Here is a 16,632-nt window from a genome sequence, read left to right on the forward strand (position 1 = left end):
GCCGTCAGCGCCCGCCGAGCGCCCGGGCCGGCGCGGTGGCGAGATCGACCGCGCCCTCGGCGGTGTCGCCGATGCCCTGGCCGAGGTTGCGCAGGTGCTCGCCATAGGTCTCGCGGCTCTGAGGATCGAGGACCGCGACCGGGGCCGAGACCGCGAGGCCGGCGGCGGTGCCGACCGTGGCGGCGGCGCCCGCGGTCATCTGGACGATGCGGTCGCTCAAGCCCACGCGGGAATCGGTGATGGTCTGGCCCTGTGCCAGGCGGTTGCCGAGCAGCGCCACGAGCTGCGGGCTGCCGGCGAACTTGCCGTGGTTGAGGGCGTCGCTCCCCTTCATGGCGGTCAGGTTGAGGACCGCGATGTTCTCGCGGGCGAGTTCGGTCCGGTAGGGCTCGGTCGAGGGGTCGATGGCCCCGAGCCGCGCGCCGGAACTGCCCCAGACCAGGCGCGAGACCGCGAGCGCGTTGTCGTCCTGCGACACGAACAGGCTCAATCGAGGCCGGCCCGGGCCCATGTCGCGAAACGCCTCGCGGGCCAGATCGACGTCGACGTCGGGAGCGGCCAGCACCACGTCGCGGATCTTCGGCGCCACGCGCCCGTCGCGGATCGCCATCTGGCGCAAGGATTCGAGCACCAGCCAGTTGCCCATCGAATGGGCGAGCACCGTGATCTCGGCCACCTCCGGATTCTGCGCGAGGCGGCGCAGCACGCCTTCCAGCGCGTTGCGCGAGTAGTTGGTGCTCTCGCGGTCGTAGCCGTAGGCGAGCACGCTGCCGCGCGACGGCCAGGTGAACAGCACCGGCACCACCTCGGCCCTCGTGTCGTGGACGATCTGGGCGAAGCGGTAGACCGCGTCCTCGAAGCGGTTGTTGAAGCCGTGGACGAAGACCAGCACGTGGCGCTTGCCGGCACGTGCGGTATGACGCAGGCGGGCCGCCGCCTCCGGCCGGTCCAGGGTCTCGGCTTTCAGGGTCACGAAGTCGGTCGCGGGGTTGCCGGGCAGCTCCTTGGGCCACTGCACCGTGCCGGGCTGGCGCACGGAATCCGGCGGGATCGACACCGTGATGTCGGCGTAGGACAGGGCCGGCCCGCGATCGCCCGAATACATCTCGCCCGGATTGGCGGCGGTCTTGCGGGTGGTCGCCACCAGCATGTCGACGCGCGAGGCCCCCGGCACCGTGGCGGCCACCGGCGCCAGCACGCCCTTCGGCGCGCCCGCGCAGGCGCCGAGCATGGTTGCGGCGAGGAGGAGCCCCAGGCACCTTTTCCGTACGAGAGCCCCCTGCACCAAGACCCGCTCCCCACCCGCGCCCGACCGGCAAACCTTGCGGCAGCCGGCGATTCGTCGTGCCCGATTCTCCCGGGCACTCCTTAAGGATCAGCCAAATCGGTGCGGCGCCAATGGGGCGGCGGGGCCGGACCACGTTTCTTCCGGCGGCCGTTGCCGCGAGGGCACGCTCCCGCCCGCCCGCTTGCGTCCCGGACGGGGCCGGTTTCCAGGACCCCGAACAATGCTCTAGAGGCTCAAGGATGACGGTCCGGCGCCCGGTCGAGCCGGCCCTCCCTTTCGCCTGTCGTCCATGGTCGCCCCCCTCCCCCTCTCGATCTTCCTCATCGCCCACAACGAGGCCGACCGGATCGGCGCCACGCTGGCGGCGGTCCGCGACCTGACCGACGACCTGATCGTGGTCGATTCCGGCTCCACCGACGGCACGCAGGCCCTCGCCGCCTCCTTGGGCGCGCGGGTGATCGAACGGGGCTGGCCCGGCTACGGGCCGCAGAAGCGCTTCGCCGAGGAGCAGTGCCGGCACGTCTGGATGCTGAACCTCGATGCCGACGAGGTGGTGCCGCCGGAGCTGTCCGCCGAGATCCGGCGGCTGTTCTCGGCCGGCGAGCCGCCGCATCCGGCCTACGAGCTGGGCATCGCCGAGGTGTTTCCCGGCGAGACGCGGCCGCACCGCCTCGCCTACACCTTGTGGCCGGTGCGGCTCTACCGGCGCGACCGCGGCCGCTACTCGCCCTCGCCGGTCCACGACCGGGTCGACCTCGACGCGAGCGCCACAATCGGGCGGCTCGAGGGCGTGATCCACCACTTCTCGGTCCGCTCCCTCGGAGACCAGCTCGACAAGCTCAACCGCTATTCCGACCAGCAGGCCGACGACCTCGAAGCCCGCGGCGTCGTCATCCCGACCTGGCGCCTGTTCGTCGAGCTGCCGGGCAACTTCCTCAAGGCCTATATCGGCCGGCGCCACTGCGTGCGCGGCGCCTACGGCTTCCTCACGGCGATGAACTACGCGATCTCGCGCCACCTGCGGGTCGCCAAGCATTACGAGCGCCGGATCGGCGGGCGGAGCGGGATGCGGGGGCGCTAACTCATAGCGGCCAGCTTCGGTGAGGCGAGGCGCCGGATTGCGCCATGAGCGACCGGCGCACTACATTCCGTCCATCAGGAGATTCCGATGGGCATGCCCGCCTTCGACATGTCGGCCTTTGAGGCTGCGCAGCGCGCAGTGCGGAGCAAGCCGGGAGCCACAACGACCGTTTTCCTTGCGCCGAGGCTCAATTCCAATACCTCAATTGATGAGGCGAAAGAACACGTTCGCACCTTAACGAACGCCCTGATCGGGGTCTACGCATCTTGGCGTGCTGGTGCCCTGCAAGGCATCGCCGAGCTTCCGACGTTGATCGAAAGCGCATGTCGCTCGCAATCTCTTGATCAAATCCGATTTATTTCAGCCAATCTTGCCGAACTACTGGATAAAGTGGGAGACGACCGCAAGGCCCATGCCGATATGGACGATGAGACCATACGCAATGTCTTGCCGTTCTTAGAACAATCCAGCCAGATCTCAGCCGAGACCGGGCGCTTCATGCGCAAAGAGATCAAACGCGTCGAGCAGATGGCGAAGGCGCGAGCGGCGACATACGATAAAATTCTGATGCGGATTAGAGTGGCCAAGGAGCGGCTGGACGGCTTCATCGCATCTCAGGCCTTGGAGGCCGCCTCTTCGCGAGAGGAGAATGAGAAGGCCGGATACATGGAGAATGCCCTTCGCCGGCCAGCCGATATCGAGGGCGTCAGGGAGCGGACCGCCCGCCGGTTGAAGCAGTTCCCGAAGACGGCTGCCTACCTTGCCCGCTGATCCTCCGATTTGGATCACGGCGGATGAAATCGAAGCGATCAACCAGGAAATCCTGAGCGAGACCTCAGAGCCCTTCCACGTCCTGAATCGGGGCGGCCAGGAGAGCGCAGCCGCTCGGCCGCTCAACGCCTGGGCGTACGAAGGTGAGGACGACCGCATCGTGCTGGCTGTCCGCCTTCTGGAGGGCATCGGCCAGAACCACTGCTTCCAGCAAGGCAACAAACGCACGGCGTTCTTCGCCGCCTTGGAATTCATCGAACGCAACGGCGGCGAGTACGCGGTGAATGACAGCGACGATCTCGGCCGCCTCTGCGAAGCCGTGATTCTCCGGCAGGCCGCCCCGATGGAGTTGGTCGCCATGCTGCGACGGCGAGTGCGGTTCTGATCCATACGGGACGAACAGCGATGCCCCGCTCATCCTAAGCAGATTTCGCAAAAGTGGTGGCCGGCTTTGCGAAAAAAATCTGGTAATTACCCAGGGGGTATTTTTCGGCACGCGCGTTTTCCGCCCCCCCCTCTTTCACTTGGAGGGGGGGTTGCTCAGGCGGTGATGGTCGCGAGCAGGGTGGTGAAGGGCGTGGCCTTGGTCCGGAGGGCGGCGGTGGCGACGACGGTGCGCACGTCTGCCTCGCCTTTGGCCGCCCACATCGCCCGATAGCCGTTTGTCACCTTGCGCTGGACCACGGCCGGCCGGAGGTCGCGCTCGCAGGCGTTGTTGGTCACGTCGACCTTCCCCGGGAAGGCCACGAAGGTCAGGAGCTGGTCGCGCGCCCGCTGCATCCGGGTCTGGAGCGCTCGGGTGAGGTCGCAGGTGGCGGGCACCTTCAGGAGGGCGTCGAGATCCCCCTCCAACTCGCGCCGTTTGCGCGCCAGGGTCGAGGCGGCCAACGCGGTCAGCCGGCGGGCGAGCCCGAAGGCGTTGTCGAGCCACCACTTGAACCGCAGGGCGAGCAGGTCGTCGCTGGCTTCGGCTGCATAGGCCACGTCGCGGGCGAGGTGCGCCAGGCAGGTCTGCTGGCGCTCGCCGTGTCCCTGCTGGGCCGAGTACCGGTCCGAGAGCCACACCAAAGGCCGGTGCCCGGCCATCACCTCGCCGACGACAGCAGCAGACCGGCTCGGGGCGGCGTGATGCACCACCGCCTCCTCGCAGCGGAACACCCAGTGCCAGCTGTTGGTGCCCTCGATCCGCACCCCGGTCTCGTCCGAGGCCACCACCGGCGCCTGCCGCAGACGCGCCAGCGCCGCGTCCCGGCCCCCGGCAAAGCAGCCTTGGGCGCGCCGCAGCACGTTCATCAGCCCGCCCTGGCTGAGCTTCAGCCCGAACAGGTCCGACAACGCCGCCTGCAACCGTTCGTAGGACAGCGCCTGGAAGGTCTTCAGGTAGGTCGCCACCGCGTGCAGCCGCGACCCGAAGGGTGTCGCGTCGGCTCCCGCCGGGCGTCGGGCGGCGACCCGGGTCCGGCAGGCCGGGCAGGTCACGCACAGGCGCCGGTGCTGCTCCACCACCGGGCGAACCAGCGGCAGGTCGATCCGCTCGTGCACGCTGACGACCTCGGCCGGAAGGTCGGCCGGCAGTGGTTCGCCGCACGACGAGCAGGCGCAGGGCCGATGCTCCACCACCTGATCCGGATCCGGGGTCAGCGCCCGCTTGTGGCCCTCATGCCCGGGCTTGGCCCCGCCGGGACGGGACTTCTCCCGCCTCTCCTTGCGATCCGTGGCCGGCGGCTTGGACGAGGTGCGCGAGGTCTTCTCCGGCCGGTGCAGCTTCAGCACCAGCTCGATCAGTTCCTCCTTGCTCAGGCGCTCCAAATCGCTGCGGCTCATCCCGACAGGGAATCAGCCAAACCATCAGACGGCAAGGGGGGGCGACATGACACCTAAGCCGCGACCGAGCCGCCCGTCACGGCACCCCCCTGGGTAATTACAAAATCTGCGATAAAACAACAACCTAAGCGGACGAAGCGTTGGCTTGCCAACGCAAGTCTGCCTAGAACACCCGATCGCCGGCACGGCCTGCGCGGCGACCGGGGGCAGGTTCGGCGGGCAGGTGATCATCCGGCCGATAAGCCGCGGGTTTGCCGCCGCTTGGCCTGACAGCGCGGCGCCGGGCGCGTATGGTCGGGGACTGTCGGCAGCAACCTCAGATACGACGTGCACCGGAGGCGACGACCCTTGGCGAGGAAGACCCGCGCGGAACCGGGCACCGATGGCGCGGACGAGCGGCCGGGGGTGGTCGGCGTTGGCACCTCGGGAGCCGCGATCGAGTCCCTGGGACGCTTCCTCGCCGACGCGTCGGAGATGCCGGGCGTCGCCGTCATGGTGGCGCTCCAGCAACGCGAGGCGATCGACGCGGTGCGCCGGCGCACGGGACTGGCGCCGGCCCCGGTCGAGACCGGGCACCTCGACCTCCTGCCCGAGGACGGCACCGTCGCCCTGGTCCAGGGGCGGTTCCGCCTCGCGGCGACGGACAACCCGGGCGGGCGGGGCACCCTCGACACCGTCCTGGTCTCCCTCGGCGAGGACCAGGCCGCCAGCGCCGGAGCAGCGGTGCTCGCCGTCGGCGACGGGACGCTGGGCATCACCGCCATTGAGGCGGCGGGCGGCCTGACCCTGGCCGAGCCGCACTCGACGACTTCGTGATGCATCTCGACGGCCGGCTCGGGGCGCTCGCCCGCACCCAGACCATCCTGACCCGCAGCGCCGACGCCGCCACCGATCTCGCCGAGCCGGTCGGCGAGGAGGTACTGTCGCACGCGGTGCGGGACGGCGGCCAGGCGACCCTCACCGGCCCGGAGGTGCGCCTGCCGCAGAAGACCGCCGAGACCCTGGGCCTGGTGCTGCACGAGTTCGCCACCGACGCGATCGAGTACGGGGCGCTCGCCCGGCCGGAGGGGCGGATCGCCATCGCCTGGCGCGTCTCCGGCGGGGGGGCGGACAAGCGCCTGCGCCTCGAATGGCAGGAGAGCGGCGCCGCCCTGCTGGCGACGGCGCCGACCCGGCGCGGCTTCGGGCGCGAGCTGATCGCGCAGGGGCCGGTCTACGAGTGCTGTGCCACGACGGCCCCGGAATACCGCCCCGGCGGCGTGCGCTGCATCGTCGAGCTGCCGGTCCAAACGCCGCGGGCCGTGAACCGAGCGCCGCAGGCAGGAGCCGGCGTGCCGCAGGCGCCCGGTGCGTCGTCGGGGGAGACCGACGGTGCCGGCTGAGCCCCTCGCCCGCGGCCTCGCCGCCCCGGACGCGGTCCTGCGCCAGCTATACGGCTACGCCCCGCTGACGTCCGACGAGGAGGGGCTGCTGCGCCAGGTCACCGCCCGTCCGGTGCCGGTGCCGGCCCGGGCCGAGCTGGTGCGCGACGGCGAGGCCGCGCCGCGGGCGCAGGTGCTGATGGAGGGCTGGGCCTGCCGCCAGCGGCTCCTCGCCGACGGGCGGCGCCAGATCGTCGTCGTCCTCTTGCCCGGCGACCTGATCGGCTTCGACCTGCGCCGGCGCCCGCTGCCCTTCGGCTCGGTCACGACCCTGACGCCGGCCCTCGTCTGCGAGGCGGGCGCCCTGCGCGAGCGCGCCGCATCGCAGGACACCCCGCCGGACCGCGGGACCGGCCTGGCGGCGGCCCTGCGGCAGGCGCGGGAGATGGAGGAGTTCTGGCTCGTCAACCAGGTGGTGCGCCTCGGTCGCCAGACCGCCTACGAGCGCGTCGCCCATTTCCTCCTGGAGCTGTGCGAGCGGCTGGCCGCGGTGGACAGGGTGCAGGAGAACCGGTTCTCGTTCCCGATCACCCAGGAAGTGCTGGCCGATGCGCTCGGCTTGAGCGTGGTGCACATGAACCGCACGATGCAGCAGCTGCGCCGGGACGGCCTGATCGAGCAGCGCGCCACCGCCATCACCCTGCGCGACGTGCCGGCCCTCGTCTCGATCGCGGATTATGCAGGTGCACACGGCCCCTGAACGCCGAGGATACTGCACAGGCCCGCCGAATCTTCACATAGGTGATGGAATGGCCTGAAAAAGACCAGCAACATCGCGAGTGTTGCGGCAATTCTTGCCCGACCGTCCCTGCTGGCCCGGTCTCGACCGGGTGGACGACCATCAGGGATGTTGCTGAGGCCCCCAAGTCGACTTCACCGCCCTGCTCGCTCCCGCCGGCAGGGCTTCTTTTTGGGCGGCCGCTTACGCCTTTTGCAGACGGGCGACGATGCCGCGTTGCCACCGTCGGCGAACCTTCCCATCCTGTCGGCGCCGCACCGAGCACGGCATCTCCTTCAGACGGATGGGCGAGGGGGGAAACGGGCGTGGAGGATTACCGGGCCGAATTGCGGCGCCAGGTCCGCCTCGGCGACATCGCCACCGGCGAGGCGGCGGGCGCCTGCCTGCCGGGCCTGCTGCGGCGCCTCACCCACCACGAGGCCCGGGCCGGCACCGCCCGCTACCCGCTCCGCCTCTATCATCTCTGGCGCCGCAACAGCCTGCGCCGGCAGGTGGCCGATGCGCGCTGGCACGTCGAGCAGGGCCGCGCCGCCCGGATGGGCGAGCTGGAGCCGCGGCGCTGAGCCTGTCTCAGGCGCGGCTCTCCACGATCAGCCGGCGCACGAACCCCGCGCACTCGGCGAGCTCCGCGGTCTCGACGTATTCGTCGGCCTTGTGGGCGCGGGCGATGTCGCCGGGGCCGATCACCACCGAGGGGATGTCGCCGAGGCTCTGGAACAGGCCGGCCTCGGTGCCGTACGACACCTTGGCGTGGGCATTGCGGCCGGCAAGGCGCTTGGCCAGGGTGACGAGGGGCGCGTCGGGGGCGATGTCGAGGCCCGGATAATCGATCGTCGGCTCGACCGTGAGGCCGCTGGCCGGATCCCGGGCCTGCATCTCCGGCACCAGCACGTCGCGGGCGTAGGCCAGCGCCGTCTCGGCGAGGGCACGGGGATCGTCGGCGGCGATGGCCCGGAACTCGAACGCGACGGTGCAGCGGTCCGGCACGATGTTGGACGCCGTGCCGCCCTGGACGAGGGCGGTGAGTCCGGTCGTGTGGGGCACGTCGTAGAGGTCGTCGCGGGCGCCGTCCCGGGCCAGGCCCTCGGCGGTGAGCCGCACCCTGTCGATGAAGCGCGCGGCGTATTCGATGGCGTTGACCCCCGTCGGCGCCAGCGCCGAGTGGCAGGCGCGGCCGCGGAACGTCGCCTTCGCACCGTACTTGCCCTTGTGGCCGGTCACCACCGCCATGCCGGTCGGCTCGCCGACGAAGCAGCCCAGCGGCGCGATCCCGCGCGCACGGATATGGGCGATGAGCGGCCGGACGCCGAGGCAGCCGACCTCCTCGTCGTAGGAGATCGCGAGGTGCAGCGGCCGGGTGAGCGGGGCCGCCGCCATCTCGGGCAGGAGCGCCAGGCAGACGGCGAGGAAGCCCTTCATGTCCGAGGTGCCGCGGCCGTAGAGGCGCCCGTCGATCTCGGTCAGCCGGAACGGGTCGTGCGTCCAGTCCTGGCCCTCGACCGGCACCACGTCGCTGTGGCCCGACAGCACGTAGCCCGGCCGGTCGGTGGGTCCGACCGTCACCCACAGGGCCGCCTTGCGCCCGGTCTCGTCCATCACCCGCTCGACCGCGGCGCCGTGGCGGCGGCAATAGGCCTCGACGTGATCGACGAGGGGCAGGTTGCTCGCCGAGCTGACCGTCTCGAAACCCACCAGGGTGGCGAGGAGGTCCGTGATGGCGGAGAGCGTGGAATCGGGGACCGCTGGGTCGGAGGGCGTCATGAGAAGAGTGCAGGCCTGACGGGGGATGACGAAAAAACGCGACCCCGCGAGGCTTGCAGGGCCGATGCCACCGCGTGGCGGGCAGCCGCCCCCTTATGCCGCGTTCCGGCGCCGACGGACAGCGGGCCGTCCGGCCCTACTCGGCGAGATCCAGGAAATGCCGCCCCTCCCGGTCGTCGATCTCGACGATCCAGAGGTCGGAATCGAACCGGATCTCACGGGCGAGCCGGGCCTCGACGTCGGGCGGCAGGGCCTCGCGCATCAGGGTCTCGAAGCGGCGGCCGGCGGTCTCGTCGCCCTCGAACAGGGCCTGGGGCGCCGGGCCGTAGAGATCGGCGCGGCCGTCGAGGCGGTCGACCTTGACGAAGATCGCGCCGGCCTCCGGCGCGCCGCGGCGGCGCTGCACCGCGCTCACCCCCTCGACCGCGCAGCGGCGCAGATGGGCGGCGACCCAGAAATCGGAGCGCAGGCGAGCCATCGGGCGGGGCATCCTCGGAGGGGGGTGTCGCCGGCTCCTCATAGGACAGCGCCCGATCGCGGGGCAATCGGGCGCTGCTTCGAACCGTGGATGTGAGACGGGTCCGGGATCAGGAGGCCGGAGCCGCGCCATTGACCTCCGCCACGTCGGCCCGCTCGCGCCAATCCTCGACGCCGTGCTGGCGGGCGAAGCGTAAGGTCGCGGCGCGGACCGCCCGCTCCGGATCGCGCGCGCGGGCGATTTCCACGGTCCCGACGGTGAACGGGACCCCGAGGATCTGCTTGGCGAACTGTACGCGGTACGGCGACATCATCCGTCTCCTCCAGCGATGGATCGCGTCGATGACGGGTGGGTTACCGCTCCCGGCTCCCGAGGCGACCGCGCCGCGGCCATCGGCCGGGACCAGGAATGAAGCACGCGTCCGCGCTCCGCCCAGTCTGTCGCGTCTCACCCGTCGGGGAACCGATCGACCACGATCGGAAAAAAGGTATCGGCGCATCCTGCACCAGAGCAAGTCGGTATTTCGGGCTCGCTCGATCCATCATGTGGCGACGATCTCCGCTCACGGAAGGTGCCTCACGGGCGTGTGATCGATGGCACGGCCGGATCGAGCTTGGCCGATCTTCTCGGCCGACCTCGGCCGGCGATGCGGCATGCCCGCAGGGCGGCCCCCCCGTGCGGGCGGCCCCGGTGCCGCAGCGCGAAAACCCGCTATGTCGGGCGCGCGTCCCCCTTCGAGACGCTCCCCGCGCAAGACACACGCACGCAGGACGCACTCATGCAGGACGCGACCATGCCGCCCCTCTCCGCCGCGACCCGCCTGAGCCTCAGCCTGATCGCCGGGGGGGCTGTCGCCAACATCTACTACAACCAGCCGCTGCTCGGACTCTTGGTCCAGGTCTTCGGCCACGACGCCTCGGTGCTGGTGCCGACCGCGACGCTTGCCGGCTACGGAATCGGCATCCTCGGCCTCGTGCCGCTCGGCGACGCCGTGGCGCGGCGCAGCCTGATCGTCGGCCAGCTCCTGCTGCTGGCCGCCGTGCTGGTCCTGGCGGGCTTCAGCGGCTCCTTGAGCGTCCTGGTTCTGGCGAGCTTCCTGATCGGGGTACTGTCGACGGCGGCGCAGCAGGCGGTGCCCTTCGCCGCCGAACTGGCGCCGGACGCGACGCGGGGCCGGATGGTCGGCCAGGTGATGACGGGCCTGCTGCTGGGCATCCTGCTCGCCCGGACCTTGAGCGGCTTCGTCGGGGCGTGGCTCGGCTGGCGGGCGGTGTTCCTCGGCGCGGCCGGGCTCTCGGTCGCCTTCGCGGCTCTCGCCTGGTTCGGCCTGCCGAGGACGCCGCCCGCCGCGCGCATCGGCTACGGCGCGCTGATGGGCTCGATCCTCGACCTAGTGCGCCAGCAGCCGATCTTACGCCGCGCCGCCCTGGCGCAGGCGCTGCTGTTTGCCGCCTTCAACGCGTTCTGGACCACGCTGGCGCTCCTCGTCGAGGCGCCGCCCTTCGGGCTCGATCCCGCCGGGGCCGGCCTGTTCGGGCTGATCGGCGCGGCGGGCGCGCTCTGCGCTCCGGTCGCCGGGCGCTTCGCAGATACGCGCAGCCCGCGCCCGGTGCTGGTCGGCGGCGCCGTGCTGACGCTCGCCGCCTTCCTGGTGTTCGGCCTCTTCGGCGGCCACTCGCTGGTCGCGCTCGCGGTCGGGGTCTTGCTCATCGACATCGGCATCAACACCGCGCTGATCGCCAACCAGACCCGGGTCTACGCCCTCGCCCCCGGGGCGCGGGGGCGGATCAACACGGTGTTCTTCACGGCGATCTTCGCCGGGGGGGCGCTCGGCGCCTCGGCCGGCACCCGGGCCTTCGCGGCCGGCGGATGGCCGGCGCTCTGCGCCGTCGGCGGCGCCTTCGCGGCGGCGTCCCTGCTGGTGCCCCTGCTGGAGCCGCGCGACCACCCTAGATCCTGACGGTCTCCTTTCGGCAGAGCCCGCCCCCTGTCCAGTCCCCCCGCCCGCCTGCTCGCCATCGACACGATCTACCACGAGCCCGCGGTCAAGGACTTCGCCCGCGGCCGGGAGGTCCTGGCCCGCTTCCCCGACGCACGGCGGATCGAAGTGCCGTCGCACTGGAACATCCCGGAGCTGCACGGCAATGCCGGCTCGGTCGAGGATTGGGTGCGGATCAAGCGCTCGACCCTGGTGCTCGGGGTCAAGAAGGGCTTGGCCTCGCGGCCGAACGGGCGCAGCGCCCATTTCATCGCGCCGTCGAGCTCCAACGGCTGCGCCATGGCCTGCGCCTATTGCTACGTGCCGCGCCGCAAGGGCTACGCCAACCCGATCACCCTGTTCGTCAACACGGAGGCCGTCGGCCGGGCGATCCAGCGCCACGCCGCCGCCCAAGGCCCCCTCCCCGCCCCCGACCAGATCGACGAGAGATTCTGGGTCTACGACATCGGCGAGAACGGCGACCTCTCGGTCGATGCCCTCGCCTGCGACAGCGTGCGCGACCTCGTCGGGCTGTTCCGGGCGATCCCGAACGCCAGGGCCTCGTTCGCCACCAAGTTCGTCAACCGCGACCTGCTGGCCTACGCGCCGGAGGGCAAGACCCGGATCCGCTTCTCGCTGATGCCCGAGCGCATCGCCCGGGTGGTCGACGTGCGCACCTCACCGATGCCGGAGCGGATCGCCGCGATCGACGATTTCGTGGCCGCCGGCTACGAGGTCCACGTCAATTTCTCGCCGGTGATCCTGTACGAGGGCTGGGAGGAGGATTGGCGGATGCTGTTTCGCGCGCTCGATGCCGGAATCGGCCCGGCTGCCAGGGCGCAGCTCAAGGCCGAGATCATCTTCCTCACCCACAACGTCGCTTTGCACGACGTGAACCTGCGCTGGCACCCGAAGGCCGAGGCGCTGCTGTGGCGCCCCGACATCCAGGAGACCAAGCGCTCCGAGGGCGGGATGGAGAACCTGCGCTACCGTGCGCGCTGGAAGGGCCGGTGGCTTGCCCGGTTCAAGGCGCTCCTCGCCGAGGAGCTGCCCTATTGCGCCGTGCGCTACGCGTTCTGAGTCGCGGCCGGGATCAGTGGGTCCAGGGGGCGGTGCGGTTGTACTTGAAGTTGTCGGAATAGGAGAGGCCGCGGCGCAGGGCCTCCTGCGGCTCCTCGACCCGGTAGGCCAGCCCCTCGCGGGTCGCGTAGGCGATCGCCTCGTCCTTGGTGTCGAATTCGAGCCGCACCTGCTGCAGCATGTCCGAGGACGAGGTCCAGCCCATCAGCGGCTCGGTCTCCCGCGGGCTCGTCTGCTCGAACTCCAGCGTCCACTGCTTGGTCCGGGCGAGGCCGGACTGGGTCGGGTCCTTGGCAGGGCGGAAGATGCGGGCGGTCGACATCGCGGGCTCTGATCCGTGGGCTGAATGGTCGGGGCGGCCGGATTCGAACCAGCGACCCTCTGGTCCCAAACCAGATGCGCTACCAGACTGCGCTACGCCCCGATGCCTCGTGTCCTAGTGAAATTCCCGTCAGGGTGCAAGCTGCGGGGCGGGGCGGAAGGGGCGCGAAGGTGCTCGAAAATGCCGCTTCGGCGCGCAGAGTCCCGGAAAAGTCCCACCAGTCGTTCGTGACTTGTTCCGATTGGGATCGGGCATGGTGAAGCCCTACCGCCCTGCCCTACCACTGCCGATCTCGTGGCGTGGCGGCCTTACCGCGCCTCAACATCGCCGCGGCCGTCCTGGCGCGCTAACGGCCCATCGACGAGTTCGCGGCCCAGGATGCGAGGCAGCCCCGGCTGAGGAATGAGGCTCCCGATGAAAAGAGCCGCGCATCGCCTCTTGTGCTTGCTGAAGCAAGCACCACCTCATGCTTGGTCATCCAAGCATGAGGTGCCGCGATGTCGGACGGACAGAAAAAAGGCGGCGCTTCGCGCGCTCGCAATCTTTCCACGGAGCGCAAGCGTGAGATTGCTGCGGCGGGCGCGCGTGCTCGTTGGGAGAAAGCGGTGCCAGAGCGCAAGGACCTCCCGAACGCCGAGTTCGGGACCGACGATCGCCCGCTCAAGATCGGCGACATGCGGATCCCCTGCTACGTCCTCAATGACGAGCGCCGTGTGCTCTCAGCCGGTGGATTCCAGGGCGCCTTGGGAATGGCGGCCGGTGGTAGTATGAAGGCCGGTATGAGTCGGCTTGAGCTTTTCGTGTCCGGAAAGCTGCTGAAACCATTCATCAGCAATGACTTAGCCGAGAGAGTCCGCAACCCTATCCACTTCATCACGCCGAGCGGCGCGTTGGCCTACGGTTACGAGGCCGAGATCTTGGTCGAGTTGTGCGAAGCAGTTCTTGCTGCGCGAGCCGCGCGTGTGCTGCAGAAGCAGCAGTTGCCAATTGCCCAGCAGTGCGAACTCATTATGCGCGGGCTCGCGCGGGTCGGCATCGTCGGCATGGTCGACGAGGCTACGGGATATCAGCGCCACCGTGCGTCAGATGCCTTGGCGCAGATCCTCGAGCGGTTCATCGCCAAGGAGTTACAGCCCTGGGTCCGCACATTCCCAGATGAGTTCTACAACGAGTTGTTCCGGTTACGCGGATTGGAGTACCCCGGGGATACGGTCCGGAAGCCGCAGTACTTTGGACACCTTACCAACGACATCGTTTATAAGCGCCTAGCTCCGGGAGTTCTGGAAGAATTAAAGCGGACCGTACCGAAAACGGCTTCGGGTCGAGCGAAAGCTCAACTGCATCGTAAGCTCACACCCGAACTTGGACACCCGAAGTTGCGCGAGCACCTGGCATCAGTTATTACAGCAATGAAATTGAGCGACGACTACCCGGATTTTAAGCGCAAGATGGATCGCATCCACCCGCGCTACGATCGGACATTGGATATCGATTTCAGCGATCCCGAGCCCGACGAGGGGCTTTAGCCAGACATCTTGGCAGCGGCGCGAAGAGACCAAAACCTAGGAAATATAAAAGCCCCGCACAGCGGCTGCCGGCGGGGCTGAAGGCGGGTCTCGAGGCCTTGAAGATCCGCGGGGCCAACGGGCGGGCAGCAGGATGGGTCCGGGCCGCCCCGGGTCAGTCGTGGCCGTGGTTACGGATCTGCTCCCTGTCGATGGAGCGCAGCAGTTCGACCATCTGCCGCATGATACGAAATCCGGACGATCACTTCCGGATTCCGTATCATCAGCCCGCGCGGCGCCTGAGCGAAGCCGCTTTCCGCATTGCGAAGCGATCAATCGGAAAGCGTATAAGATCCCGGATCTCCCGCAGGAGAGTCAGCACCTCGGCCGGCCCCTGCAGGTGCACCATGGCGTCGCTCACCGTGCCAGGAGCATGGAGTGGCACCTTGTGCTTGTAGAGTTCGCCTCGCGAAACATCCGGAACCTGACCCAGACAAGGACCCCGGCCCCAACCGCGCGACCAGGGCCGTGGCGCAGGCTACAACCTGGTGGATCCCGATCACTCGGTCTGGTAGCCAGCCGGCATGCTCGACTCTCTCGCCCAAGCCGGCTTCCAGATCGAATTCCGCTCGCACGCGCGGGCGATCCTGGGCGTCGATTTCCCCGAGGTCGCCACGGAGATCGAGCAGATCCTGCTCGCGTCGTCCGTCCCCATCGAGGAAATCGTCGGATCGGGTGGCGGCGAGACGAAAGGCACCCAGCGGCTTCGGCGCGCCCTCAAGGATCGGGGCTGGCGCAAGCACAACTTCGTCGTCCAACGGGTGATCGACGGCCGGGCGCGGGAGAGCCAGTCGCACGAGGTCGACCATATCCGCGACTTCGCCGCGGGCACCGTCGCCCTGGAGATCGAGTGGAACAACAAGGACCCGTTCTTCGATCGGGACCTGGAGAACTTCAAGCGCCTGCACGCGGACGGCGCGATCAGCATCGGGGTGATCGTGACGCGCGGCGCGTCCCTCCAGGACGAGCTCCGCGCGCTGGTACGTCGGTTCGCGGAGGAGCGGGGCCTCGCCTCCGTCGACGACCTGACGGGTCTAGGACTGAGTCCGACGAAGCGGCAGCGCAACAACTACGCCAGCCGTCAGCGCGGGGGCATGACGTTCCCCGAGGCGTGGTCGGCGTCGTTCGTCGCCGACAAGTTCGGCGCCGCGACGACGCATTGGCGCAAGCTCGAGGACAGGGTCCATCGCGGCGTCGGCAATCCCTGCCCCCTGCTGCTGATCGGCCTGCCGGCATCCATCGTGACGTTCGGCGAGCCGGAGGCGGTCGTGGAAGCTCTCCTTGATGAGGGCGAGGCCGAGTCGATCGACGACACCTCTAATCGATGAGGATTCGGTCCTCGTCGCGGTGGCCCGGCGCCCGGGAATGATGGGCGTAGGTGTCCCATGTCGGCGCGTAGCTGTCGTCGGCCTGGTTTCCCCAGGTGTGCCAGCCGGTCCTGACACCGCGCCCGAAGAGCTCGAGGCGCGGCCCGGGCGAGCAGGCCTCGATCAGGTCGTACTGCTCGTCCGGCTTGCGGGAATGCTCCCGCTTGCGGGTCTGCAGCATGTTGACCTGCGTCCGTCCCGGGGCGAGCGTGCGAGCGTTCTTGCCCCGGATGCCGAATAGCAGGAGCTCGGTGACGTTCCGGAAGTAGAAACCGACGCCGCGCCCGTCGGAACCACCGTCCTTCCTGATCTTGTGCCAGACGATGTTGGACTTGTAGGCGAAACCCCAGGCCCGCATGACCTCCAGCCCCTCGGGCAGCAAGGCGTTGGGGACCCAAAGGTACAGGTGACTGACCGGGGCGGCGGCCTCCTGGACGGGCAACATGCAGATTTCGGGCAGCGTCATCGTCGCGTAGCGGGAGAGGCGCTTGTGCTCCGGCGCCATCTTACCGGTGCGGTTCACGAACTGCCACGGCGGATCCGCCATCACCGTCCCGTACTTGGTCTTCTTCGCCGCCAGAAACGCGCGAAGATCTTCGGCGGACGAGCCGACATCGATCGGAGGCGGCGATTGCTTCATAAAAACCCGACCTGAGATGATGACTGGGTTCACAGTGAGATCTGCGCCGACCGTAGCCCATGCGGCGCCCGTCGTCGCGGGCAGAATGACGCCATCCACCCCGCTCGCATCGCCGGTGATCGGGACGACGAAGGACGGCACCTCGGCGTGGAAGGCATCCACCTCGGGCCCGGGATCGACCGCCCCGCCACAACGGCACCGATCGCCGGTCGCATAGCCCGGGTATCGACGCCGTTCAGCCGCGTCTCCGCGCCCGTCCGGCGGTCCGCGACCGGCGGCCGGACCTTGCGTTCATCGCGGCGCGACCGTCAGGACCA

The 16,632-nt window shown here is 69.3% G+C and carries 18 protein-coding genes and 1 tRNA gene; 11 read left to right on the forward strand and 8 right to left on the reverse strand.

The features are described from left to right. Positions 1-4 precede the first annotated feature (4 nt). Positions 5-1,285, reverse strand: coding sequence for an alpha/beta hydrolase (locus AC3AOF_RS17135; RefSeq protein ID WP_442919258.1), 1,281 nt, complete (start codon positions 1,283-1,285; stop codon positions 5-7). A 292-nt stretch (positions 1,286-1,577) separates the two neighbouring features. Between AC3AOF_RS17135 and AC3AOF_RS17140 the strand changes: the two genes are divergently transcribed. The 3 genes from AC3AOF_RS17140 to AC3AOF_RS17150 all read left to right on the forward strand — a co-directional run bounded on the left by AC3AOF_RS17140 (position 1,578) and on the right by AC3AOF_RS17150 (position 3,525). Further along, positions 1,578-2,369, forward strand: coding sequence for a glycosyltransferase family 2 protein (locus AC3AOF_RS17140; RefSeq protein WP_488345980.1), 792 nt, complete (start codon positions 1,578-1,580; stop codon positions 2,367-2,369). Between the two features lie 93 nt (positions 2,370-2,462). Continuing rightward, the gene (locus AC3AOF_RS17145; protein ID WP_488345981.1) at positions 2,463-3,140 is read left to right on the forward strand and encodes a hypothetical protein; all 678 of its coding nucleotides are present in this window, start codon (positions 2,463-2,465) and stop codon (positions 3,138-3,140) included. Continuing rightward, positions 3,130-3,525: a type II toxin-antitoxin system death-on-curing family toxin gene (locus tag AC3AOF_RS17150; protein WP_488345982.1), complete on the forward strand. Its 396-nt coding sequence runs from the start codon at positions 3,130-3,132 to the stop codon at positions 3,523-3,525. The genes AC3AOF_RS17145 and AC3AOF_RS17150 overlap by 11 nt, the downstream gene beginning before the upstream one ends. A gap of 155 nt (positions 3,526-3,680) precedes the next feature. Here the strand turns inward: AC3AOF_RS17150 and tnpC are convergent, their stop codons facing one another. Next, positions 3,681-4,964 (reverse strand): IS66 family transposase, encoded by a 1,284-nt coding sequence (tnpC, locus tag AC3AOF_RS17155; protein WP_236993540.1) that lies wholly within the window; start codon positions 4,962-4,964, stop codon positions 3,681-3,683. Between the two features lie 348 nt (positions 4,965-5,312). Between tnpC and AC3AOF_RS17160 the strand changes: the two genes are divergently transcribed. The 4 genes from AC3AOF_RS17160 to AC3AOF_RS17175 all read left to right on the forward strand — a co-directional run bounded on the left by AC3AOF_RS17160 (position 5,313) and on the right by AC3AOF_RS17175 (position 7,687). After that, positions 5,313-5,780 carry a chemotaxis protein CheB gene (locus AC3AOF_RS17160; RefSeq protein ID WP_488345983.1) on the forward strand — a complete coding sequence of 156 codons (468 nt, stop codon included), beginning with the start codon at positions 5,313-5,315 and terminating at the stop codon, positions 5,778-5,780. Next, on the forward strand, positions 5,780-6,346 hold the full coding sequence (locus tag AC3AOF_RS17165; protein ID WP_488345984.1) for an HWE histidine kinase domain-containing protein: 567 nt from the start codon (positions 5,780-5,782) through the stop codon (positions 6,344-6,346). Before AC3AOF_RS17160 ends, AC3AOF_RS17165 begins: the two co-directional genes overlap by 1 nt. After that, a complete protein-coding gene (locus AC3AOF_RS17170) occupies positions 6,336-7,085 on the forward strand; it encodes a Crp/Fnr family transcriptional regulator (protein WP_488345985.1) in 750 nt (249 codons plus the stop codon). Before AC3AOF_RS17165 ends, AC3AOF_RS17170 begins: the two co-directional genes overlap by 11 nt. Before the next feature lie 344 nt (positions 7,086-7,429). Beyond that, positions 7,430-7,687 carry a hypothetical protein gene (locus tag AC3AOF_RS17175; protein ID WP_236989701.1) on the forward strand — a complete coding sequence of 86 codons (258 nt, stop codon included), beginning with the start codon at positions 7,430-7,432 and terminating at the stop codon, positions 7,685-7,687. 7 nt (positions 7,688-7,694) lie between these two features. Here AC3AOF_RS17175 and argE read toward each other — a convergent pair whose 3' ends face one another. The 3 genes from argE to AC3AOF_RS17190 form a co-directional block, all read right to left on the reverse strand. Continuing rightward, positions 7,695-8,885: an acetylornithine deacetylase gene (argE, locus tag AC3AOF_RS17180; protein ID WP_488345986.1), complete on the reverse strand. Its 1,191-nt coding sequence runs from the start codon at positions 8,883-8,885 to the stop codon at positions 7,695-7,697. A 136-nt stretch (positions 8,886-9,021) separates the two neighbouring features. Beyond that, the gene (locus AC3AOF_RS17185; protein ID WP_236989699.1) at positions 9,022-9,363 is read right to left on the reverse strand and encodes a DUF1491 family protein; all 342 of its coding nucleotides are present in this window, start codon (positions 9,361-9,363) and stop codon (positions 9,022-9,024) included. 109 nt (positions 9,364-9,472) lie between these two features. Then, a complete protein-coding gene (locus AC3AOF_RS17190) occupies positions 9,473-9,673 on the reverse strand; it encodes a hypothetical protein (RefSeq protein ID WP_236992764.1) in 201 nt (66 codons plus the stop codon). A 468-nt stretch (positions 9,674-10,141) separates the two neighbouring features. Here AC3AOF_RS17190 and AC3AOF_RS17195 point away from each other — a divergent pair, with 468 nt between their 5' ends. Together AC3AOF_RS17195 and AC3AOF_RS17200 are read left to right on the forward strand one after the other, a co-directional pair. Next, a complete protein-coding gene (locus AC3AOF_RS17195; protein ID WP_488345987.1) occupies positions 10,142-11,323 on the forward strand; it encodes an MFS transporter in 1,182 nt (393 codons plus the stop codon). 27 nt (positions 11,324-11,350) lie between these two features. Next, positions 11,351-12,421: a spore photoproduct lyase family protein gene (locus AC3AOF_RS17200; protein WP_488349008.1), complete on the forward strand. Its 1,071-nt coding sequence runs from the start codon at positions 11,351-11,353 to the stop codon at positions 12,419-12,421. Between the two features lie 13 nt (positions 12,422-12,434). Here AC3AOF_RS17200 and AC3AOF_RS17205 read toward each other — a convergent pair whose 3' ends face one another. Further along, entirely contained in the window at positions 12,435-12,743 is a 309-nt protein-coding gene (locus AC3AOF_RS17205; protein WP_236989697.1) for an ETC complex I subunit, read from the reverse strand. Positions 12,744-12,768: 25 nt separating this feature from the next. Next, a tRNA-Pro gene (locus AC3AOF_RS17210) sits at positions 12,769-12,845 on the reverse strand. Positions 12,846-13,240: 395 nt separating this feature from the next. Between AC3AOF_RS17210 and AC3AOF_RS17215 the strand changes: the two genes are divergently transcribed. Continuing rightward, positions 13,241-14,269: a P63C domain-containing protein gene (locus tag AC3AOF_RS17215; protein ID WP_488345988.1), complete on the forward strand. Its 1,029-nt coding sequence runs from the start codon at positions 13,241-13,243 to the stop codon at positions 14,267-14,269. A 563-nt stretch (positions 14,270-14,832) separates the two neighbouring features. Continuing rightward, positions 14,833-15,636: a BglII/BstYI family type II restriction endonuclease gene (locus AC3AOF_RS17220; protein ID WP_236989695.1), complete on the forward strand. Its 804-nt coding sequence runs from the start codon at positions 14,833-14,835 to the stop codon at positions 15,634-15,636. Here the strand turns inward: AC3AOF_RS17220 and AC3AOF_RS17225 are convergent. After that, entirely contained in the window at positions 15,626-16,477 is an 852-nt protein-coding gene (locus tag AC3AOF_RS17225) for an MT-A70 family methyltransferase (protein WP_236989694.1), read from the reverse strand. The genes AC3AOF_RS17220 and AC3AOF_RS17225 overlap by 11 nt on opposite strands. Positions 16,478-16,632 lie beyond the last annotated feature (155 nt).

Source organism: Methylobacterium sp. 142-1Y (assembly GCF_057747795.1).

Coding starts and splice junctions, on each gene's coding strand:
- AC3AOF_RS17140 (WP_488345980.1), top strand. CDS start 1,578: ATGGTCGCCCCCCTCCCCCTCTCGATCTTCCTCATCGCCCACAACGAG.
- AC3AOF_RS17145 (WP_488345981.1), top strand. CDS start 2,463: ATGCCCGCCTTCGACATGTCGGCCTTTGAGGCTGCGCAGCGCGCAGTG.
- tnpC (WP_236993540.1), bottom strand. CDS start 4,964: ATGAGCCGCAGCGATTTGGAGCGCCTGAGCAAGGAGGAACTGATCGAG.
- AC3AOF_RS17165 (WP_488345984.1), top strand. CDS start 5,780: ATGCATCTCGACGGCCGGCTCGGGGCGCTCGCCCGCACCCAGACCATC.
- argE (WP_488345986.1), bottom strand. CDS start 8,885: ATGACGCCCTCCGACCCAGCGGTCCCCGATTCCACGCTCTCCGCCATC.
- AC3AOF_RS17185 (WP_236989699.1), bottom strand. CDS start 9,363: ATGGCTCGCCTGCGCTCCGATTTCTGGGTCGCCGCCCATCTGCGCCGC.
- AC3AOF_RS17190 (WP_236992764.1), bottom strand. CDS start 9,673: ATGTCGCCGTACCGCGTACAGTTCGCCAAGCAGATCCTCGGGGTCCCG.
- AC3AOF_RS17195 (WP_488345987.1), top strand. CDS start 10,142: ATGCAGGACGCGACCATGCCGCCCCTCTCCGCCGCGACCCGCCTGAGC.
- AC3AOF_RS17205 (WP_236989697.1), bottom strand. CDS start 12,743: ATGTCGACCGCCCGCATCTTCCGCCCTGCCAAGGACCCGACCCAGTCC.
- AC3AOF_RS17215 (WP_488345988.1), top strand. CDS start 13,241: ATGTCGGACGGACAGAAAAAAGGCGGCGCTTCGCGCGCTCGCAATCTT.
- AC3AOF_RS17220 (WP_236989695.1), top strand. CDS start 14,833: ATGCTCGACTCTCTCGCCCAAGCCGGCTTCCAGATCGAATTCCGCTCG.